Here is an 18,969-nt window from a genome sequence, read left to right as displayed (position 1 = left end):
GTCCCCCCGAACCGGCCGACAGGCTAACCAGCACAGACGGCGCTTGGCAACTCAAGCCGCGTTGGCGGCCTTGCCAGGGCGTTTGCGGATATCGCGGGCGAGCACGCCGACCACGATCAGATTGATCACCAGCACCGACCACGAGGCCCAGCCCGGGTGACGGAGAATGGCGTAGATATCGAATGGCAGGTAGATGCCGGCGGTGACGCAGCCCAGCCAGGAGGCCCAGGCTTTGGCGCGCCAGAGGCCCCAGGCCTCGAAAAGGTGCAGGACGCCATAGGCGACCATCGCAGCCGCCGCCAGATGCACGGCATCGGGGCTGATCATGTTGAGCAGCGAGGGCAGGGTGCCGTGATCCGGGTCCAGACTGAACCGGCGGATCAAGGCATTGACCGCATCGCGCAGGGGCTGCGGGCCGAGCATTTCCAGCCCGGTCGCAGCCAACAGCGCCAGAACCGCCTTGCTGGCTTCCAGCAAGGCGATCAGGTGAAGCCCCGGATGCTTGTGAGGATCCGGGTTGTAGGGCTTGTCGGTCACGACAGGGTCCTATCAGCCGCCGCGCGATGCCTTCTTGCGGTCGCTTTCGGTCAGGCCCTTCTTGCGCAGGCGGATTTCCTTCGGGGTGATCTCGACCAGCTCGTCGTCTTCGATGAAGTCCAGGGCCTGCTCCAGCGAGTACTTGATCGCCGGGGTCAGCTGGATCGCATCGTCCTTGCCCGAAGCGCGCATGTTGGTCAGCGGCTTGGTCTTGATCGCGTTGACGGTCAGATCGTTGTCCTTGGAGTGGATGCCGACCAGCTGGCCTTCATACACGTTGTCGCCTTCAGCAGCGAACAGCTTGCCGCGTTCCTGCAGCGGGCCCAGGGAGTACGCCGGGGTGGCACCCGGAGCATTGGCGATCATCACGCCGTTCTGGCGCTTGGCGATCGAACCCTGTTCCTTCGGGCCGTAATGATCGAACACGTGGAACAGCAGGCCCGAACCCTGGGTCAGGGTCTTGAACTCGTTCTGGAAACCGATCAGGCCACGGGCCGGGATCTGGTATTCCAGGCGCACGCGGCCCTTGCCGTCCGGCTCCATGTTCTTCAGCTGGCCCTTGCGGGTGCCCAGCTTTTCCATCACGCCGCCCTGGTGCTGCTCTTCGATGTCCACCACCAGCTGCTCGATCGGCTCCATGGCCTGGCCGTCGATCTGCTTGATGATCACTTCCGGGCGCGACACGGCCAGCTCGTAGCCTTCACGACGCATGTTCTCGATCAGCACCGACAGGTGCAGTTCGCCACGGCCGGAGACCAGGAACTTGTCGGCGTCTTCCAGCTGTTCCACCTTCAGGGCCACGTTGTGGACCTGCTCGCGGTCCAGGCGGTCCTTGATCTGGCGGCTGGTCAGGAACTTGCCACCGGACAGGTCCTTGTTGCCGGCGAACGGCGAGTTGTTGACCTGGAAGGTCATCGAGATCGTCGGCTCATCGACGGTCAGTGCCGGCAGCGCTTCCGGGGTGTCCGGGTGGCACAGGGTGTCGGAGATGGTCAGTTCCGGGATGCCCGAGATGGCGATGATGTCACCGGCCTCGGCGGTATCCTGTTCGATGCGCTCCAGGCCCAGGAAGCCCAGCACCTGCGCGACCTTGCCGTTGCGCTTCTTGCCTTCGCGATCGATGACCGCGACCTGCATGTTCTTCTTCAGGGTGCCGCGCTGCACGCGACCGATGCCGATCACGCCCACGAAGTTGTTGTAGTCCAGCTGGCTGATGCGCATCTGGAACGGACCTTCCGGGTCCACTTCCGGCTTCGGCGCGTGCTGCATGATCGCTTCGTACAGCGGGGTCATGTCGCCGTCGCGCACGGTGTCTTCCAGGCCGGCGTAGCCGTTCAGGGCCGAGGCGTAGACGATCGGGAAGTCCAGCTGCTCATTGGTGGCGCCGAGCTTGTCGAACAGGTCGAAGACCTGGTCGATCACCCAATCCGGACGCGAGCCCGGACGGTCGACCTTGTTGACCACGACGATCGGCTTGAAGCCCATCGCGAAGGCCTTCTGGGTCACGAAGCGGGTCTGCGGCATCGGGCCGTCCATCGCATCGACGAGGATCAGCACGGTGTCGACCATCGACAGCACGCGCTCCACTTCGCCGCCGAAGTCGGCGTGTCCCGGGGTGTCGACGATGTTGATCCGGTTCTTGATGCCGGTCTTCTTGTCTTCCCAGGTGATGGCCGTGTTCTTGGCCAGGATGGTGATGCCGCGTTCCTTTTCCTGGTCATTGCTGTCCATCACGCGCTCGGCGAGCACGGTGCGCTCGGAGAGGGTGCCGGACTGCTTGAGCAGCTGGTCGACGAGGGTGGTCTTACCGTGGTCGACGTGGGCGACGATGGCGATGTTGCGAAGATTTTCGATAGACATGCGAAAGGGGGCCAGTCGGCGCCGGATTTGGAAAAAGAAGTCCAACATTATACGGCCAAGATGACCAATCGCGAAAAGTGCCTCGCAAGCCTTGCCGGACGGGCATTCAGGTAGTGCCGGCCGCTGGCCGGCGACCCCGTGATCCCCGGCAGGTTTGCCTGGCTGCTGGCCAACGGCCGGCACGACCGCCCTCCCTGAGGCATTCAGCAAAGCGTGTCCGTGCCGGCGCGGAGGTGCCTGGGCGCGTGGCGACGCGTTTGTCCAACAGGCGCCCGTTGGTCAGGGGGCGCGGTGTATCCTATGGGGCTAACGACAAACCCCCGTACCCCAAGGATTTGCATGTCCCTCATCGCCACTTTCGACACCACCCAGGGCCCGATCAAGGTCGAGCTGTTCGCCGACAAGGCCCCGCTGACGGTCGCCAACTTCGTGAACCTGGTCAAGCACGGCTTCTATGACGGCCTGATCTTCCACCGCGTCATCCCCGACTTCATGATCCAGGGCGGCTGCCCGCAGGGTCGTGGCACCGGCGGCCCGGGCTACAAGTTCGAAGACGAAAAGAATGGCGTGAAGCATCAGGTCGGTTCGCTGTCGATGGCCAATGCCGGCCCGAACACCAACGGCAGCCAGTTCTTCATCACCCACATCAAGACCGATTGGCTGGACGGCAAGCACACCGTGTTCGGCCAGGTCCTGGACGGCCAGGCCATCGTGGACTCGGTCAAGCAGGGCGATGTGATCCATTCGATCACCCTGGAAGGCGACACCGACGCCGTGCTGGCCGCCCAGGCCGAGCGCGTGGCGGAGTGGAACAAGCTGATCCCCAGCGCCTGATCCGATCCCGACGGCCCCCTGTGAAGGGGGCCGTTTTTACGATTCTTAGCAGAGGAAATCCCCATGAAAGCACCTGTTCGTGTTGCCGTGACCGGCGCCGCCGGCCAGATCGGCTACGCCCTGCTGTTCCGCATCGCCTCCGGCGACATGCTGGGCAAGGACCAGCCGGTCATCCTGCAGCTGCTCGAGCTGCCGGTCGACAAGGCCCAGGCCGCCCTGCGCGGCGTGATGATGGAACTGGAAGACTGCGCCTTCCCGCTGCTGGCCGGCATGGTCGGTACCGATGACGCCGAAGTGGCCTTCAAGGATGCCGATATCGCCCTGCTGGTCGGCGCGCGTCCGCGCGGCCCGGGCATGGAGCGCAAGGATCTGCTGCTGGAAAACGCGAAGATCTTCACCGCCCAGGGCGCGGCGCTGAACAAGGTCGCCAAGCGTGACGTCAAGGTGCTGGTGGTCGGCAACCCGGCCAACACCAACGCCTACATCGCCATGAAGTCGGCGCCGGACCTGAACCCGCGCAACTTCACCGCCATGCTGCGCCTGGACCACAACCGCGCGCTGAGCCAGCTGTCGACCAAGCTCGGCAAGCCGGTCGGTGGCATGGAAAAGCTGATCGTGTGGGGCAACCACAGCCCGACCATGTATCCGGACTACCGTTTCGCCACCGCCGATGGTGCCTCCATCGCCGAGGCGATCAACGACCAGGAATGGAACGCATCGACCTTCATCCCGACCGTGGGCAAGCGCGGCGCGGCGATCATCGAAGCGCGTGGCTCGTCCTCGGCAGCCTCGGCCGCCAATGCCGCCGTCGACCACATCCGTGACTGGGTGCTGGGCAGCAACGGCAAGTGGGTCACCATGGGCGTGCCGTCCGACGGCTCCTACGGCATCCCGGAAGGCGTGATCTTCGGCTTCGCGGTCACCACCGAGAACGGCGAGTACACCCTGGTCAAGGATCTGCCGGTCGACGACTTCAGCCAGAAGTACATCGACAAGACCCTGGCCGAGCTGGAAGAAGAGCGCGCCGGCGTCGCCCACCTGCTGGGCTGATCGCACGCCGCGACAGGTGCTGGCCGTTGGTCGGTGCCTGATGGAAGAAACGCCGGGCATTGCCCGGCGTTTTTTTGTTCTTCGCCCATCGGCGGTGCAGGTAGAGGCGCGAACTGAGTCTTTTCCTGCGCGGCGATCGGTGGGTCGGGCGCTGGGCCCCCATACCCTTTCCGGCGAATGTCCCCCGGCGTCGGCCTGCGGCCGCCCCCTCCTCCTTTATTTCGCCTACAAGGGTATGGGGGCCCAGCGCCCGACCCACCGATCGGCCCTACGACCAAGGTCGGACGGCTCGCGCTTCACCATCGGACTATGCTCGATCCCATGACTTTGTCTGGGAGGGCTGTCATGCGTTACGAAGATGTCTATCGACGTTCGGTCGATGAACCCGAGGCGTTCTGGGGCGAAGAGGCCCAGCGCATCTACTGGCACACGCCGCCGCAGCAGATCCTCGATTACAGCAACCCGCCGTTCCGGCGCTGGTTCGTGGGCGGGGAAACCAACCTCTGCTACAACGCGGTGGACCGCCATCTGGTCGATCGCCCCGACCAGCTCGCGCTGGTCGCGGTCTCCAGTGAAACCGGCGTCACCCGCGAGATCACCTACCGCGAGCTGCACCGCGAAGTAAATGCCTTCGCCGCCGTGCTGCTGCGGCTGGACGTGCAGCGCGGCGATCGCGTGGTGATCTACATGCCGAACATGGCCGAGGCAGTCTTCGCGATGCTGGCCTGCGCGCGCATCGGTGCCATCCACTCGGTGGTGTTCGGTGGCTTCGCCGCGCACAACCTGGCACTGCGCATCGACGACGCCGAACCCAAGCTGCTGATCGCCGCCGATGCCGGCAAGCGCGGTGGCAAAGTGATTCCCTACAAGGCGATGGTCGATGCCGCCTGCGCCGAAGCCGCTTCGCCGCCGCCGCACGTGCTGATCGTCTCGCGCGGGCTGGACCCGGCCGAGCCGAAGGTGCCCGGCCGCGACGTGGACTACGCCACGTTGCGCGCCGAGGTGGGCGACCAGGATGTGCCGGTGGTGTGGCTGGAATCCAGCGAGCCCAGCTATCTGCTGTATACCTCCGGCACCACGGGCAAGCCCAAGGGCGTGCAGCGCGACGTCGGCGGCTACGCGGTGGCAATGGCGCAGTCGATGGAGACCGTGTTCGATTGCAAACCCGGCCAGGTGATGTTCTCCACCTCGGATGTGGGCTGGGCGGTCGGGCACTCCTACAACGTGTACGGCCCGCTGATCGGCGGTTGCACCTCGCTGCTGTACGAAGGGCTGCCGACCAGTCCCGATCCGGGCATCTGGTGGGCGCTGTGCGAACAGTACGGCGTGCGCACGCTGTTCTCCTCGCCCACGGCGATCCGCGTGCTCAAGAAGCACGATGCGGACTTCATCCGCCGCCACGATCTGGCCTCGCTGAAGTACGTCTTCCTTGCCGGTGAACCGCTCGATGAACCCACCGCGCACTGGATCAACGACGCACTCGGCAAGCCGATCATCGACAACTACTGGCAGACCGAAACCGGCTGGCCTGCGTTGACCCTGCTGCCGGGCGTGGACATGAAGCCGGTCCGCTTCGGTTCGCCTGGTTTCCCGAATCTTGGCTACCGCATGAAGGTCATCGACGAGAACACCGGTGACACCGTCGCGCCGGGGCAGAAGGGCGTGCTGGTGATGATTCCGCCCCTGCCGCCGGGCTGCATGACCACCGTGTGGAAGGACGATGCGCGCTTCATCCAGAGCTATTTCAGCCACTTCAAGGAACTGCTCTACAGCTCGCTCGACTGGGCGATCCAGGACGAGGATGGCTACACCTTCATCCTTGGCCGCACCGACGACGTCATCAACGTCGCCGGCCACCGGCTGGGCACGCGTGAGATCGAAGAGTGCATCGCCGGGCATCCGCTGGTGGCCGAGGCTGCCGTGATCGGGGTCAAGGACGAACTCAAGGGCCAGGTACCGCTGGTGTTCGTCACCCTCAAGCAGGCCCTTCAAGGCGACGGCAGTGCCGTGGTGGCCGAGATGATGCAGCGGGTGAGTGGCACGCTGGGCGCGGTCGCACGGCCGGCGCACATCCATATCGTCAACGCGCTGCCCAAGACGCGCTCGGGCAAGCTGCTGCGGCGCTCGCTGCAGGCACTGGCCGAGGAACGTGACCCGGGCGATCTGTCGACCCTGGACGACCCGGCGGCCCTGGACGAGATCCGGCGCGCGCTGGGCAACTGACCGGCCGTCGTCCTGGCGTGCCCCACGCCTCCCCACGGTCCGCCTTCCCCCGAGGGCGGGCCTTCAACGCCTACCGTGCCACCGCTCAGGACCATGCTGCAGCGCATTACCGGCAAGCGGAGCGCTCCGGTAAGCTGCGCAGGCGATCGTTGCAGGCCTCACCGGCCCGACGCCGCGCGCTGGGGACACGGCGCGCCACGCGCGGCCCGTGATGCGCATCGGCCTGGAAGATCGCAAGGGGGCGCGTACGCATCGGCGAATGGCCGGGTGCCACGCGCGGTGATGCACCACGTGAGGGGGAACACATGGCGTATATCCATGCCAAGACGGCCGCTGGCCGTCAGGAAATCGAGGACCGTGCACGGCGCCTGCCGCCGTCGCTGCGCTCCATTCTGCTGATGGTGGATGGTCAGCGCGATGACACTGCGCTGACCGCTCTGTTGCCGGGCCTGCGTGCACCGGAGGACGCGCTCGCGCAGTTGTCCGCGCAGGGCCTGATCGAGATCGTCGGCGGCAGTGTCGCGCCGGTTGTTGCTGCGGCCCTGACCGCCGGGCGCGAGCAGGATCCGGACCTGTACAAGCGACTGTACGACTGGATGAGCGAATCGGTGCGCAGGCATCTCGGTCTGAAGGGCTGTTTCATGCAATTGAAAGTGGAGCGCTGCACCGATGCCGGCAGCCTGGAGAAGCTGTGGCCGGACATGGCCGCCGCGATCAGCAAGGCGAAAAGCCCGGCGTTGGCCAACCGTTGGCTCGACGAAACGCGCGCGCTGGTGCAGGCCGATCCCGTGGTCGCCTGAGCCGAGGCCTCCACGGCAGTCAGCCAGCGCGGTGTTTAGAATGCGCGCTGATTCTGTGGCTGGAGAGCGGTGATGGTGGACGAGATCGAGGACGACGGCGCGCCTGGCTGGGAGGCCATCGATGCCGCGTTGAAGGCGGTGTATCCCGTGCAGGCGCCACAGCATTACGGTCCCGTGCTGCGCTCGCTGCTGGGCGGTGAGGACCCGTTGGACGGCATCAGCGCGTACTGGAACGATGCGCCGCTGCCGCACTGGCATTTCGTCAGCTACGGCTTCTCCGAACTGTATGAAAAAGAGAGCGATGATCCGGCCACCAGTGGCTACGGGTTCGAGCTGAGCTTCCGGGTGGCCGCCGCAGCGGGCAGCGAACCACCAGCGTGGGCGATGAACTTCCTGCAGAACCTGGCGCGCTACGTGTTCGCCAACGGCAAGGTGTTCCAGCAGGGCCACTACCTCAACGCGGGCGGGCCGATCGCCGCCGATACCGATACGCTGCTGCGGCACGTCGCCTTCATGCGCGACCCGCAGCTGCCCCCGCGCGAGACGCCCAACGGTTCGCTGGAGTTCCTGCAGGTGATCGGGCTGACCGATGACGAGATGGAGGCGGTGAAGCGCTGGTCGACCACCGGCGTGCTCGAGACGCTGCTGCCCAGGATGCCGCTGTGGATCACCGATATCGCGCGTGGCTCGCTGCTGGGCGACCCGGCACTGGCTGCCGCCGTGGCAGAGGGGGCGGCACGCGAGGGCTCGCAGACGGCCTATCTGTTCCTGGAAAAGCTGGCCTGGTCGGTGCAGGGCGAGGGCGCTGGGCAGCAGTTGACCCTGACGCTGGGCGCGCGCCAGGTGGAATCGCTGCTCGCGCTGCTGCCAGCGCGGTTGCTGTTCGGGCAGCCGTTGACGCTGGTCGGCAATGACCGGCAGATCACGCTGTCGCCAGCGGCGGTCAATGCGCTGGTGATCGACGCCGATGCGCTGGACTGCCAGTTGGCCCCGGCCACGGTGCAGGCGCTGGTTGCCACGGTCATGCCACGCCGCGGGACCTATGCGATCCCGGGCTGGCCGGCGCTGCAGGTGGTGGTGGAGCCGAGCGAGCTGCGCGATGCCGAGGGCACTGTGGTACGTACGATCGGGTAGAGCCACGCCATGCGTGGCTCCTTGTCCGGCCGGACGCGTCTGTTCTGGCCGGACCGGCTGCAGCCACCCATGGGATGGCTTTACAGGAGGCCTTCGGCCTTCAGCACCGCCTGCACGCCGGTATCAGCCTCCATGCGCTGCTTGAAGGCGGCGAGGTTGTCCAGGCCGCTCAGGTCGATCTTCGCGCCCGCCGCCCAGCGCAGGGTGATGTAGAAGTAGGGGTCGGCGAAGCTGCGGAACCCGGCCAGCCAGGGGCGATCGGCCAGCTGCGCATCGGCGCGCTCGAACAGGCCACGCAGGCGCTTGCGGGCGGCGGCGCGGAGCGCGTCGTACTGGGTGTCGTCTTCGATGAAGGCGCCCGGCGCGAACAGTGGCTTGAACGCCGGGTGCAGGTCGGAGTTGACGAAGGACAGCCAGCGGGTGGCTTCGGCGCGCTGCTTGGGGCTGCCATCGCCGGTCAGGCCGGCCTGCGGGTGGGTATCGGCGATATAGCCCATGATTGCCGCGTTCTGGGTCAGCACGAAATCGCCATCGACCACCACCGGGACCGAACCGGCCGGATTGATGGCCAGGAACGGCGGTGCCTTCAGGGTGTCCTTGTCGAGCAGTTCCACCTCGAACGGCTGGCCGGTCCACTGCAGGGCGATGTGGTCGGCGGTGGAGCAGGCTCCGGGCTTGCTGTACAGCTTCATGGGAACTCCGTTGCGGATCGGTGGAAGGTGAGCCGCCCACTATTCCAGAGCTGGCCCTTCATCCTCAACGGTATGGCCGTAACAGATCGTTACGACGCGCGCGGCTTGAGTTTCTGCACGCGGTAGAAGGTGTGGTCGCCGATGGTGGCCACCTGGTAGGCGTTGCGCCAGCTCGGGTTGGCGATCGCCATGGCGGCGAAGTGGCTCGCGCCGGGCACGATCTCCTTGCGCTCACCGGCGGGCAGGGCCCAGTTGCGCTCGGCATCGAAGGCCACGGTCATCGCTTCCTGCCAGGCATCGGCGTTGCCGAGCTGGGTGCCGGGCGCGACGATGGTCGGGGCGAACTGCTTGCGCGCGGTCACCACCTGGCACATCGAGTCGCCCCAGAGGCCGCTGTCCAGCCGGCGCAGGGCCACTTCCGCGACGGCTTGCTGGCCGCGCAGGGTCTGGTCACGCGCTTCGAGGTAGACGGTCGTGCTCAGGCACAACGAATCGGCGGCAGGCTGCGGCAACAACTGTGACAGCCAGAGAATCCAGGCCAGTTTCATAAATCTCCTTGCTCCGTGTGGGCCGCACCTGGCTGTTCCATCCGATCGTGCGGACGGGGCGTGGGATACGACTTGGCGTCATGGGGAGGCGGCCATCGGGGCCGCCCGGGGGCGGACCCGAACAAGACGTGGGGTCCGCGCGCTCACTCGAACTGGGTGGTGAGCGGGAAAGTTGGCGCACGATAGGGGGGGATTTCCCAATACATCCTGAACCCGAAAGCTTGACATTCAGGTTGGGAGGTGGGGCTGAATCGGCGGTTCAGCCCCGTATTCAGGTCCGCTTGGACCGGCATCAGAGCCTGATCCAATCCCGGCTCAGAGTGCAGCGGCGACCCGGCTGCCCTGATTGATCGCGCGCTTGGCATCGAGTTCGGCGGCGACATCGGCACCGCCGATCAACTGCGCGGTGATGCCGGCGGCCTGCAGCGCGGCGTGCAGATCACGGCGCGGTTCCTGCCCGGCGCAGACCACCACATGGCTCACCGGCAGCAGCTGTTCTTCGCCCTCCACGCGGATACGCAGGCCGCTGTCGTCCACGCCCAGGTACTCCACGCCGCCGAGCATGCTCACGCCCTTGGCCTTGAGCGTGGCCCGGTGGATCCAGCCGGTGGTCTTGCCCAGGCGGGCGCCGGGCTTGCCCGGGCTGCGCTGCAGCAGCCACACCTTGCGCGCAGGGGGCTCCGGCGCCGGCCTGGCCAGCGCGCCACGGCCCTCGAAGCTGGGGTCCACGCCCCATTCGGCCATCCAGCGTGCCGGGTCCAGCGCCGAGGAGGGGCCCTCGTGGACCAGGAACTCGCCGACATCGAAGCCGATCCCGCCGGCGCCGATGATCGCGACCTGCTCGCCCACCCGGACCCGGCCGAGCAGCACGTCCAGGTAGGTGACCACCTTGGGATGGTCGGCGCCGGGGAAATCGACCCGGCGCGGGGTGATGCCGGTGGCGATGACCACCTCGTCGAAGTTGGCCAGCGCGGCCACGTCGGCCACGGTGTCCAGCTTCACATCGACACCGGTCTCGTCCAGTTTGTGGCGGAAGTAGCGCAGCGTCTCGTGGAATTCTTCCTTGCCCGGGATGCGCTTGGCGACGTTGAACTGCCCGCCGATCTCGCTGCCGGCATCGAACAGCGTGACCGCGTGGCCGCGCTCGGCAGCCACGGTCGCGCAGGCCAGCCCGGCCGGGCCGGCACCGACCACGGCAATCCGGCGCGGCGCGGTGGTGGGGCGGTAGACCAGCTCGGTCTCGTGCACGGCGCGCGGGTTGACCAGGCAGCTGGCGGTCTTGTTCTCGAACACGTGGTCCAGGCAGGCCTGGTTGCAGGCGATGCAGGTGTTGATCGCCTCCGGCCGGCCGGCGCGCGACTTGTTGGCCCACTGCGGGTCGGCCAGCAGCGGCCGCGCCAGCGAAACCATGTCGGCACCGCCCGCGGCGAGGATGCGCTCGGCCACGTCGGGCATGTTGATGCGGTTGGTGGCGATCACCGGCACGCGCACATGCGGCTTGAGCTTGGCGGTGACCCCGGCAAAGGCGCCGCGCGGCACCGAGGTGGCGATGGTGGGGATGCGCGCCTCGTGCCAGCCGATGCCGGAGTTGATCAGGGTCGCGCCCGCCGCCTCGATGGCCTGGGCCTGCTGCACGATCTCGGCCCAGTTGCTGCCGTCGGGCACCAGATCCACCAGCGAGAGCCGGTAGATGATGATGAAGTCCGGCCCGCAGGCCTCGCGGATGCGGCGCACGATTTCCACCGCAAAGCGCATGCGCTGCGCCGCGTCGCCGCCCCAGCGGTCGTTGCGCTGGTTCGTGCGTGGCGCGATGAATTCGTTGATCAGATAGCCTTCCGAGCCCATCACCTCGACGCCGTCGTAGCCGGCCTCGCGGGCCAGCCGCGCGCTGCGCGCGTAATCGGCGATGTGCCGGTCCACGCCACGCGCGGACAGCGCCCGCGGGGTGAAGGGATTGATCGGGGCCTTGAGCCTGGAAGGCGCCACCGACAGGGGGTGGTAGGCGTAGCGGCCGGCATGCAGCAGCTGCAGGCAGATCCTGCTGCCGTTGTCGTGCACGGCCCGGGTGACCTGGCGATGCGGTCGCACCTCCCACGGCCAGGAGAGCTTGCCGCCGAACGGCTTGAGCCAGCCGACCACGTTGGGGGCGAAGCCGCCGGTGACGATCAAGCCGACGCCGCCGGCCGCCCGCTCGGCGAAATACGCCGCCAGGCGCGGGAAATCGCGCGCGCGGTCTTCCAGACCGGTGTGCATGGACCCCATCAGGACCCGGTTGCGCAGCTGGGTGAAACCCAGGTCGAGCGGGGCAAACAGATGCGGATAGGCGGCGGATTCAGCGGCTGGCGACATGTGGATACGCTTGCGTACGGAAGCCCGCAGGGTGCCGCGAAAGCCCCTGAAGAGCAAGCGCATGTGTCCTGCCACGCACCGAACGCCGGTCGGTGCGGAGGCCCGTTATGGGGTGACGGTTGCCGGGGCGGGCTTGCGGATGCCGAACAGTGGCAGCGTGATGCCGCACAGCGGGCCGATCAGCAGGGCAAAGGCGAGGGTACCGACACCGACATTGCCGCCCAGCCACCAGCCGATCAGCAGCACGGTGCCTTCGATCGCGCTGCGCACGATCCAGATCGGCCAGCCGGTGCGGGCGTGCAGGCCGGTCATCAGGCCATCGCGCGGGCCCGGGCCGAAGCGCGCGCCGATGTACAGGCCGGTGGCCAGCGCGACCAGCAGCAGGCCACACAGGAACATGGGGATCTGCCAGCCCAGGCCGTGCACCTCCGGCAGCAGCCACAGCCCGAACTGCGCGCTGGGGCCGATCAGCAGCACGTTGAGCACGGTGCCCAGGCCCGGCTTCTGCCGGATCGGCCACCACAGCAGCAGCACCAGCGCGCCGATCACATTGGTGGCCACGCCGAAGGAGAGCGGTGTCTGCAGCGCGATGCCCTGCGAAAGCACATCCCAGGGCGCCACGCCGATCGCGGCGCGGATCATCACCGCCGCGCCGAAGCCATACAGGAACAGACCAAGCAGGAGTTGCAGCAGGCGCAGGGGCAGGGAAGTGGGCATGGCGATCGCACCGGAAGGGCCACTGACTGTAGGCGGCGCCGGGCCGCGCCGACAGATACAGATGACCGCGAATGTGCGCTGACACGTTGCCGCGCCGGTTACCCCCAGCTCGACAGCACCAGCTTGCCGATCACCCCGCCGCCTTCCAGCCGCCGGTGCGCCTCGCGCAGGTTCGCCGCATTGATCGTACCCAGGTGCGTGTGCGCGGTGGTGCGCAGCTCACCGGCGTCGATCAGGCTGGCGGCGCGGCCCAGGATGCAGTGCTGCTCGATCATGTCGGCGGTCTGGAAGCGCGAGCGCGCGAACATGAATTCCCAGTGGATGCCAATGCACTTGGCTTTGTAGGGATCGCCGATCCGCAGGGGTCCACGGGGTTCGACGATCAGCCCCACATGCCCCTGCGGGGCCAGCAGTTCGCCCAGCGCGTCCCAGTAGTGGTCGGTGTCGGCCAGGTTCAGCGCGACCTGCACCTGCGTGATCCCCAGCGCCTGCAGCTGCGCCGCCAATGGCTGGCGATGATCGATCACGTGGTCGGCGCCCATCTGCAGGCACCACGCACGGCTCTGCTCGCGCGACGCGGTGGCGATCACGGTGAAGCCTGCATGGCGCGCGAGCTGGATCGCCATCGAACCGACGCCGCCGGCACCGCCGATGATCAACAGATGCTGGCCGCGATGGCGGCGATCTTCGAACTGCAGCGGCATGCGCTGGAACAGCAGCTCCCAGGCGGTCAGCGTGGTCAAGGGCAACGCCGCGGCCTCGGCGAAATCCAGCGTGGTGGGTTTTCGCCCGACCAGGCGCTCATCCACCCACTGGTACTGCGCATTGCAACCGGGGCGGGTGACATCGCCTGCGTAATACACCTCATCGCCGGGCGCGAAAGCGCTGACTTCCGGGCCGACGGCTTCCACGACACCGGCCGCGTCGTAGCCCAGGATCCGCGGTGGGTTTTCGTGCTGCGCGCGCGGCGCGCGCTGTTTGGTATCCACGGGATTGACGGAAACAGCGTGTACCCGCACCAGCAGGTCGCGCCCCTCTGGCGCGCCGGGGGTCGCCACATTCACGTCCTGCAGCGCGGCGGGGTCTTCAATCGGCAGATACTGGGTCAATCCCACGGCTTTCATGTCGGCTCCGGAAACGGGGGAATCCTCCCCATCATACGGATCAGGCCGTCCCTGTTTTTGCGCTGAATCAAGGCGCCATCGCGATTTGAACCCTAACGTGAAAAATGTGTCGCGACGTCGCCTGAATTAGGCAAAACCCTTGTCATTGCTGGGTCTTGCGGAATTTCATCAACCTGTATAGGGTGCCACCAGCTGGACCCGGTAGAGGTCTGGCGGTCGTCTTCACATGTTACGTGACTGTTAACATCACCTTCACTCGCCTGAGCATAATGTTCGCGGCGGTGGCGTGCTGAATCGGCAGTCTGAAAACGACGCAGTAGTGCTGGCCCATGCCTCTACCGGTTTCATACCCCCGAAATAGGAGCTGTACTCAATGAACAAGAAGATCCTCACTGCCGCGCTGCTGGGCGGTCTGGCTTTCGCCCAGGCTGCATCGGCGCAGGATTTTGACGACCGCTGGTACCTGACCGGTTCGGCCGGCTTCAACTTCCAGGATAGCGACCGTCTGACCAACGACGCTCCGTTCGTTACCCTGGGCCTCGGTAAGTTCATCAGCCCCAACTGGTCGCTGGACGGCGAGCTGAACTACCAGAACCCGAACTTCGATGCCAACCAGGATCTGAACTGGAGCCAGTACGGCGCCTCGCTCGACCTGCGTCGCCACTTCATCCAGGAAGGCCGCGGCTGGAACCCGTACCTGCTGTTCGGCCTGGGCTACCAGAAGTCGGAAGAAGAGTACGCAGCGCTGAACACCAACGGTCCGCGTGAGCGCAAGGACGGCAACTTCGCCGCCAAGCTCGGCGTCGGTCTGCAGACCACCTTCGAAAAGCGCGTCGCCGTGCGTGCCGAAGTGGCCTACCGCGCTGACTTCGACGACCAGAGCGTTGCTGCTCCGAGCGAAGACTGGTTCGGCGACGTGCTGGCTTCGGTCGGCGTCGTGATCCCGCTGGGCCCGGCCCCGGTTGCTGCCGTGCCGGCTCCGGCTCCGGTGGCCCCGAGCTGCGCCGACCTGGATGACGACGGTGACGGCGTCAACAACTGCGACGACAAGTGCCCGAACTCGCAGCCTGGCCAGACCATCGGTCCGGACGGTTGCCCGGTCCCGGTGTCGATCGATCTGAAGGGCGTGAACTTCGACTTCGACAAGTCGAACCTGCGTCCGGACGCGGTTGCGATCCTGAGCGAAGCTTCGGAAATCCTGAAGCGTTACCCGGATCTGCGCGTTGAAGTGGCCGGTCACACCGATTCCAAGGGTACCGACGCTTACAACCAGAAGCTGTCCGAGCGTCGTGCCACCTCGGTGTACAACTACCTGACCCAGAACGGCGTTGACGCTTCGCGTCTGGTCGGTCCGATCGGTTACGGCGAGAGCCGCCCGATTGCGCCGAACACCAACCCGGATGGTTCGGATAACCCGGAAGGTCGCGCCAAGAACCGTCGTACCGAGCTGAACGTCCAGAACTAATCCTTCTGGCAGTACAGTCTCATCAGCAGGGCCCGGCATTGCCGGGCCCTGTTTTTTTTTGCCTCTGGCCGGCCAGAAACAGAGAAATCAACAATAAATCCAACAAGTTGCCGTATTCATTGAAGGTGGCGCTTGAAAGACGTTGTGGCGCTGTTAAACTCGCCGCGTCGACCCCTTCCTGGATGCATCCCATGCAGCGTTTTGCACTGGCCGCCGCGCTTGGCCTGGCCCTGGTTCCCACCGCCCACGCTGCCGTGGACTGTTCGGCACCTGTCAGCGCATCACCGCTGCCGCTGCCGGCCACCGCGATCGCACCGGTGGCCGAAGAGCTGTACATCCGCAACGTGCAGCTGGGCATGCCTGCCGGCGTGCTGACCTCCAACTTCGACCAGGAACAGTCGCTGGACCGCGTGCTGCAGCGCCTGCGCATCGACGGCTGCCAGAACATCGCCAAGGCGATCCCCAGCGCACCGGTGATCAACCCGAACGATCCGGCCGCCTACAAGCCGCAGACCGAGTTCGACAACACGCCGTGGCGCTTTGACATGAGCCAGAACGGCAAGCGCATGACCGCCGAAGAGTTCGACGCCTGGATGAAGGCGCGCGGTGTGCGCGTGGTCAAGGCGCGCCCGGTACCGGCTGCCGTCCCGGCCGCCGCCACCGAAGCCCCGGCTGAGACCAAGCCGGCGGACAAGAAGTAAGTCGCCTGAGCGGAGCACGATGACGACACGCCGGCCACCCGCCGCGAACGCGTCCCGACCACGCCGCCCCGAGCGGCGTGCGAGCCCCGCAACAGGCAGCCGCAGCACCGCCTCCAGCGCCACCCCGACCGCACCGCGCCATGGCCTGGCGCGGGTACTGTCCAAAGCCGGGCTGTGCTCGCGCACGGAAGCGGCGCGCTGGATCGCCGAGGGCCGGGTCACGGTCGATGGCCGTGTCATCAACAACCCCGAATTTCCGATCATCGACGGCCGCCACCAGGTGCGCGTGGATGGTCAGCCGCTGGACGCCCCCAAGCGCGTGTACCTGCTGTTGAACAAGCCGCGCGGCCTGGTCACCACCGCGCAGGACGAGCGCGGCCGCGACACCGTCTACCGCTGCTTCGACGATGCCGGGCTGCCGTGGATTGCGCCGGTCGGGCGCCTGGACAAGGCCAGCGAAGGCCTGCTGCTCTTCAGCAATGATCCGCAGTGGGCCGCGCGCCTGACCGATCCGGCCACCGGTCCGGACAAGACCTATCACGTCCAGATCGATGCCATCCCCGACGCCGCGCAGTTGCAGGCGTTGTGCGCCGGCATCGAGGACGAAGGCGAATGGCTGCGCGCGCGCCGCGCCACGCTGCTGCGCAGCGGAGACAAGACCGCCTGGCTGGAAATCGTGCTGGAGGAGGGCCGCAACCGGCATATCCGCCGGTTGCTGGCCGCCTTGGACATTACCGTGCTGCGCCTGGTACGCGTGGCGATCGGCCAGCTGCCGTTGGGCGAGCTGGGCAAAGGCGCCTGGCGCAAGCTCAGCCAACACGATCTGGATCTGCTTCATGCCGTGGCCGACAGCGCCGCGGCGACACCGTGACCTCGTGGCCTGCCGGCAGGTGGCAGGCCAGTCGACCCGGGCAATGGATGGCCTTCGAAGGGACGTTCCGTTCAACACCGGGAGTAAGACCATGCACGTCAGTACCCTCAACCGTTCCCTGTTCCGTGGCGCCTGCCTGCTGTTGCCGGCCGCGCTGCTGACCGCCTGCGGCGGCCACAAACAGATCGCCAAACAGGATCCGCCGGTGGCCGACAAGGTGGTGGAGATCAAGATTCCCGAGCTCGATGGCCGCGGCAGCTACCGCTTCCTGATGAGCGATGGCGACAAGCGCATGAGCGCCGACGAGTTCGATGCGTGGATGAAGGCCAACGGTATCCGTGTGGCCAAGGGCAACGGCCAGGATGGCCCGGTCGCGGCACCGGTGGTGGTGGCCAGCAAGGAAGAGGCCAAGGACCAGAAGAAAAAGAAGAAGTAACCCGCCGCGCGCGTCACCCCAACGGTAGAGCCGACCGTTGGTCGGCTGGGCACGCAAGGCGAGCCCCCGCATCCGATGTCCACACCCCCCAGCGGTAGAGCCTACCGTTGGTCGGCTGGAGCACGCAAAGCGTGCCCCCATGCCGGAGGTTCATGACCTGCGACGAGAGGCAGCCGACCAACGGTCGGCTCTACCTCCGCAATGCGCGGGTGCTACGGCCGTGCCGACCGTTGGTCGGCTGCGGCCCTCAGCCCTTGATCACGCCCAGCTCGACGCCGATGCGGGTGAACGCATCGATGGCGCGGTCCAGGTGCGCACGCGTGTGCGCGGCGCTGATCTGGGTGCGGATGCGGGCCTGGCCCTTGGGCACCACCGGGAAGAAGAAGCCGATCGCGTAGATGCCTTCTTCCAGCAGGCGCTCGGCAAACTTCTGCGCGAGCGGCGCGTCGTACAGCATCACCGGGCTGATCGGGTGCACGCCCGGCTTCACGTCGAAGCCGGCAGCCGTCATCTTCTCGCGGAAGTAGGCGGTGTTCTCGGCCAGCGTGCTGCGCAGGTCGTCGGCGGCGGCCAGCATTTCAAAGGCCTTGATGCCGGCGGCGACCACGTGCGGCGGCAGCGAGTTGGAGAACAGGTACGGGCGCGAGCGCTGGCGCAGCAGCTCGATCACTTCGGCGCTGGCGCAGGTGAAACCGCCCAGTGCGCCGCCCATGGCCTTGCCCAGGGTGCCGGTGATGATGTCGATCTTCTCCAGCACGCCCTTGACCTCGGCCGAGCCGCGGCCGGTCGCGCCGAGGAAGCCGGTGGCATGGCATTCGTCGATGTGCACCAGCGCGTTGTACTTCTTCGCCAGCGCGGTGATCTCATCGAGCGGGGCGATGAAGCCGTCCATCGAGAACACGCCGTCGGTGGTGATCAGCTTGGTCCTGCAGCCGGCCGCATCGGCGGCCTGCAGCTGGGCTTCCAGATCGGCCATGTCGCAGTTGGCGTAGCGGAAGCGCTTGGCCTTGCACAGGCGCACGCCGTCGATGATCGAGGCGTGGTTGAGCGAATCGGAAATGATCGCATCGTGCTCGCCCAGCAGCGGCTCGAACAGGCCGCCGTTGGCGTCGAAGCAGGCCGCGTACAGGATGGTGTCCTGCTTGCCGAAGAACCCGGCGATCTGCTTTTCCAGCTGCTTGTGCAGGTCCTGGGTGCCGCAGATGAAGCGCACCGAGGCCATGCCGAAGCCGTGGGTATCCAGCGCGTCCTTGGCCGCCTGGATCAGGTCCGGATGGTCGGCCAGGCCCAGGTAGTTGTTGGCGCAGAAGTTCAGCACGGTACGGCCGTCGTCCAGGGTGATCTCGGCCGACTGCGGGCTGGTGATGATGCGTTCGGACTTGAACAGGCCCTGGGCGCGTATCGCCTCGAGTTCTTCAACGTAGTGCTGGGTCAGCGAGGCGGTGGTGGCGTCGGTCATGGCAGGCAGTCTTCGGCACGGGAAACCCGGGATTTTACCTGTCGCAGGCGGCCGCCGGGTTGCATGTCCGGTCGATCGCGCCGGGGCCGGCGGGGAACCGTTGCAGACGTGATTGTTGCATCGCAATATCAATCAGGTTAAAAAACTGTAAACCGCACCGTTCCGCCCA

General features: G+C 66.5%; 17 protein-coding genes. 9 read left to right on the top strand and 8 right to left on the bottom strand.

Going from position 1 to position 18,969, the window contains the following annotated elements:
- Positions 1-51: 51 nt before the first annotated feature.
- Positions 52-537, bottom strand: a complete 486-nt coding sequence (locus ORK51_RS02985) for a DUF2127 domain-containing protein (RefSeq protein WP_266083949.1) — start codon at positions 535-537, stop codon at positions 52-54.
- Positions 538-549: 12 nt separating this feature from the next.
- Positions 550-2,397 carry a translational GTPase TypA gene (gene typA / locus ORK51_RS02980; protein ID WP_026070244.1) on the bottom strand — a complete coding sequence of 616 codons (1,848 nt, stop codon included), beginning with the start codon at positions 2,395-2,397 and terminating at the stop codon, positions 550-552.
- A 339-nt stretch (positions 2,398-2,736) separates the two neighbouring features.
- Here typA and ORK51_RS02975 point away from each other — a divergent pair, with 339 nt between their 5' ends.
- From ORK51_RS02975 to ORK51_RS02955, 5 genes are all read left to right on the top strand, one after another.
- Complete coding sequence (locus ORK51_RS02975; RefSeq protein ID WP_019186174.1) at positions 2,737-3,231, top strand: peptidylprolyl isomerase; 495 nt, start codon at positions 2,737-2,739, stop codon at positions 3,229-3,231.
- A 63-nt stretch (positions 3,232-3,294) separates the two neighbouring features.
- Positions 3,295-4,281, top strand: a complete 987-nt coding sequence (locus ORK51_RS02970) for a malate dehydrogenase (protein WP_019186175.1) — start codon at positions 3,295-3,297, stop codon at positions 4,279-4,281.
- 345 nt (positions 4,282-4,626) lie between these two features.
- Complete coding sequence (gene prpE, locus ORK51_RS02965; RefSeq protein ID WP_070426694.1) at positions 4,627-6,504, top strand: propionate--CoA ligase; 1,878 nt, start codon at positions 4,627-4,629, stop codon at positions 6,502-6,504.
- 305 nt (positions 6,505-6,809) lie between these two features.
- Positions 6,810-7,304, top strand: a complete 495-nt coding sequence (locus ORK51_RS02960; RefSeq protein ID WP_070427538.1) for a hypothetical protein — start codon at positions 6,810-6,812, stop codon at positions 7,302-7,304.
- A 72-nt stretch (positions 7,305-7,376) separates the two neighbouring features.
- Positions 7,377-8,438 carry a suppressor of fused domain protein gene (locus ORK51_RS02955; RefSeq protein ID WP_070426695.1) on the top strand — a complete coding sequence of 354 codons (1,062 nt, stop codon included), beginning with the start codon at positions 7,377-7,379 and terminating at the stop codon, positions 8,436-8,438.
- A gap of 80 nt (positions 8,439-8,518) precedes the next feature.
- Here ORK51_RS02955 and ORK51_RS02950 read toward each other — a convergent pair whose 3' ends face one another.
- The 5 genes from ORK51_RS02950 to ORK51_RS02930 all read right to left on the bottom strand — a co-directional run bounded on the left by ORK51_RS02950 (position 8,519) and on the right by ORK51_RS02930 (position 13,868).
- Positions 8,519-9,130 (bottom strand): glutathione S-transferase family protein, encoded by a 612-nt coding sequence (locus ORK51_RS02950; RefSeq protein WP_266083946.1) that lies wholly within the window; start codon positions 9,128-9,130, stop codon positions 8,519-8,521.
- An 89-nt stretch (positions 9,131-9,219) separates the two neighbouring features.
- Positions 9,220-9,678 carry a cell wall hydrolase gene (locus ORK51_RS02945; RefSeq protein WP_019185842.1) on the bottom strand — a complete coding sequence of 153 codons (459 nt, stop codon included), beginning with the start codon at positions 9,676-9,678 and terminating at the stop codon, positions 9,220-9,222.
- A 315-nt stretch (positions 9,679-9,993) separates the two neighbouring features.
- A complete protein-coding gene (locus ORK51_RS02940) occupies positions 9,994-12,027 on the bottom strand; it encodes an NADPH-dependent 2,4-dienoyl-CoA reductase (RefSeq protein WP_261997717.1) in 2,034 nt (677 codons plus the stop codon).
- A 105-nt stretch (positions 12,028-12,132) separates the two neighbouring features.
- Positions 12,133-12,744, bottom strand: a complete 612-nt coding sequence (gene yczE / locus ORK51_RS02935; protein ID WP_266083944.1) for a membrane protein YczE — start codon at positions 12,742-12,744, stop codon at positions 12,133-12,135.
- A gap of 98 nt (positions 12,745-12,842) precedes the next feature.
- Complete coding sequence (locus ORK51_RS02930) at positions 12,843-13,868, bottom strand: zinc-binding alcohol dehydrogenase family protein (RefSeq protein ID WP_266083942.1); 1,026 nt, start codon at positions 13,866-13,868, stop codon at positions 12,843-12,845.
- 373 nt (positions 13,869-14,241) lie between these two features.
- Here ORK51_RS02930 and ORK51_RS02925 point away from each other — a divergent pair, with 373 nt between their 5' ends.
- From ORK51_RS02925 to ORK51_RS02910, 4 genes are all read left to right on the top strand, one after another.
- Positions 14,242-15,333, top strand: a complete 1,092-nt coding sequence (locus tag ORK51_RS02925; protein ID WP_019185837.1) for an OmpA family protein — start codon at positions 14,242-14,244, stop codon at positions 15,331-15,333.
- A 191-nt stretch (positions 15,334-15,524) separates the two neighbouring features.
- Positions 15,525-16,034, top strand: a complete 510-nt coding sequence (locus tag ORK51_RS02920) for a hypothetical protein (protein ID WP_046272397.1) — start codon at positions 15,525-15,527, stop codon at positions 16,032-16,034.
- A gap of 19 nt (positions 16,035-16,053) precedes the next feature.
- The gene (locus ORK51_RS02915) at positions 16,054-16,905 is read left to right on the top strand and encodes a pseudouridine synthase (protein WP_266083939.1); all 852 of its coding nucleotides are present in this window, start codon (positions 16,054-16,056) and stop codon (positions 16,903-16,905) included.
- A 91-nt stretch (positions 16,906-16,996) separates the two neighbouring features.
- Complete coding sequence (locus ORK51_RS02910; RefSeq protein ID WP_266083938.1) at positions 16,997-17,341, top strand: hypothetical protein; 345 nt, start codon at positions 16,997-16,999, stop codon at positions 17,339-17,341.
- Between the two features lie 247 nt (positions 17,342-17,588).
- Here the strand turns inward: ORK51_RS02910 and kbl are convergent, their stop codons facing one another.
- Positions 17,589-18,800, bottom strand: coding sequence for a glycine C-acetyltransferase (gene kbl / locus ORK51_RS02905; RefSeq protein WP_070426700.1), 1,212 nt, complete (start codon positions 18,798-18,800; stop codon positions 17,589-17,591).
- Between the last annotated feature and the right edge of the window lie 169 nt (positions 18,801-18,969).

Origin of the sequence: Stenotrophomonas sp. RIT-551, assembly GCF_026241915.1 — a bacterium.
Classification (GTDB): Bacteria; Pseudomonadota; Gammaproteobacteria; order Xanthomonadales; family Xanthomonadaceae; genus Stenotrophomonas; species Stenotrophomonas bentonitica_A.
Note: the sequence above shows the minus strand (reverse complement) of the source record. Positions and strands in the feature narration are given on the sequence as shown.

Excerpts from the sequence above, each read along its gene's own strand:
- typA (WP_026070244.1), bottom strand. The coding sequence starts at position 2,397 with ATGTCTATCGAAAATCTTCGCAACATCGCCATCGTCGCCCACGTCGAC.
- ORK51_RS02975 (WP_019186174.1), top strand. The coding sequence starts at position 2,737 with ATGTCCCTCATCGCCACTTTCGACACCACCCAGGGCCCGATCAAGGTC.
- ORK51_RS02970 (WP_019186175.1), top strand. The coding sequence starts at position 3,295 with ATGAAAGCACCTGTTCGTGTTGCCGTGACCGGCGCCGCCGGCCAGATC.
- prpE (WP_070426694.1), top strand. The coding sequence starts at position 4,627 with ATGCGTTACGAAGATGTCTATCGACGTTCGGTCGATGAACCCGAGGCG.
- ORK51_RS02960 (WP_070427538.1), top strand. The coding sequence starts at position 6,810 with ATGGCGTATATCCATGCCAAGACGGCCGCTGGCCGTCAGGAAATCGAG.
- ORK51_RS02955 (WP_070426695.1), top strand. The coding sequence starts at position 7,377 with ATGGTGGACGAGATCGAGGACGACGGCGCGCCTGGCTGGGAGGCCATC.
- ORK51_RS02950 (WP_266083946.1), bottom strand. The coding sequence starts at position 9,130 with ATGAAGCTGTACAGCAAGCCCGGAGCCTGCTCCACCGCCGACCACATC.
- ORK51_RS02945 (WP_019185842.1), bottom strand. The coding sequence starts at position 9,678 with ATGAAACTGGCCTGGATTCTCTGGCTGTCACAGTTGTTGCCGCAGCCT.
- ORK51_RS02940 (WP_261997717.1), bottom strand. The coding sequence starts at position 12,027 with ATGTCGCCAGCCGCTGAATCCGCCGCCTATCCGCATCTGTTTGCCCCG.
- yczE (WP_266083944.1), bottom strand. The coding sequence starts at position 12,744 with ATGCCCACTTCCCTGCCCCTGCGCCTGCTGCAACTCCTGCTTGGTCTG.
- ORK51_RS02930 (WP_266083942.1), bottom strand. The coding sequence starts at position 13,868 with ATGAAAGCCGTGGGATTGACCCAGTATCTGCCGATTGAAGACCCCGCC.
- ORK51_RS02925 (WP_019185837.1), top strand. The coding sequence starts at position 14,242 with ATGAACAAGAAGATCCTCACTGCCGCGCTGCTGGGCGGTCTGGCTTTC.
- ORK51_RS02920 (WP_046272397.1), top strand. The coding sequence starts at position 15,525 with ATGCAGCGTTTTGCACTGGCCGCCGCGCTTGGCCTGGCCCTGGTTCCC.
- ORK51_RS02915 (WP_266083939.1), top strand. The coding sequence starts at position 16,054 with ATGACGACACGCCGGCCACCCGCCGCGAACGCGTCCCGACCACGCCGC.
- ORK51_RS02910 (WP_266083938.1), top strand. The coding sequence starts at position 16,997 with ATGCACGTCAGTACCCTCAACCGTTCCCTGTTCCGTGGCGCCTGCCTG.
- kbl (WP_070426700.1), bottom strand. The coding sequence starts at position 18,800 with ATGACCGACGCCACCACCGCCTCGCTGACCCAGCACTACGTTGAAGAA.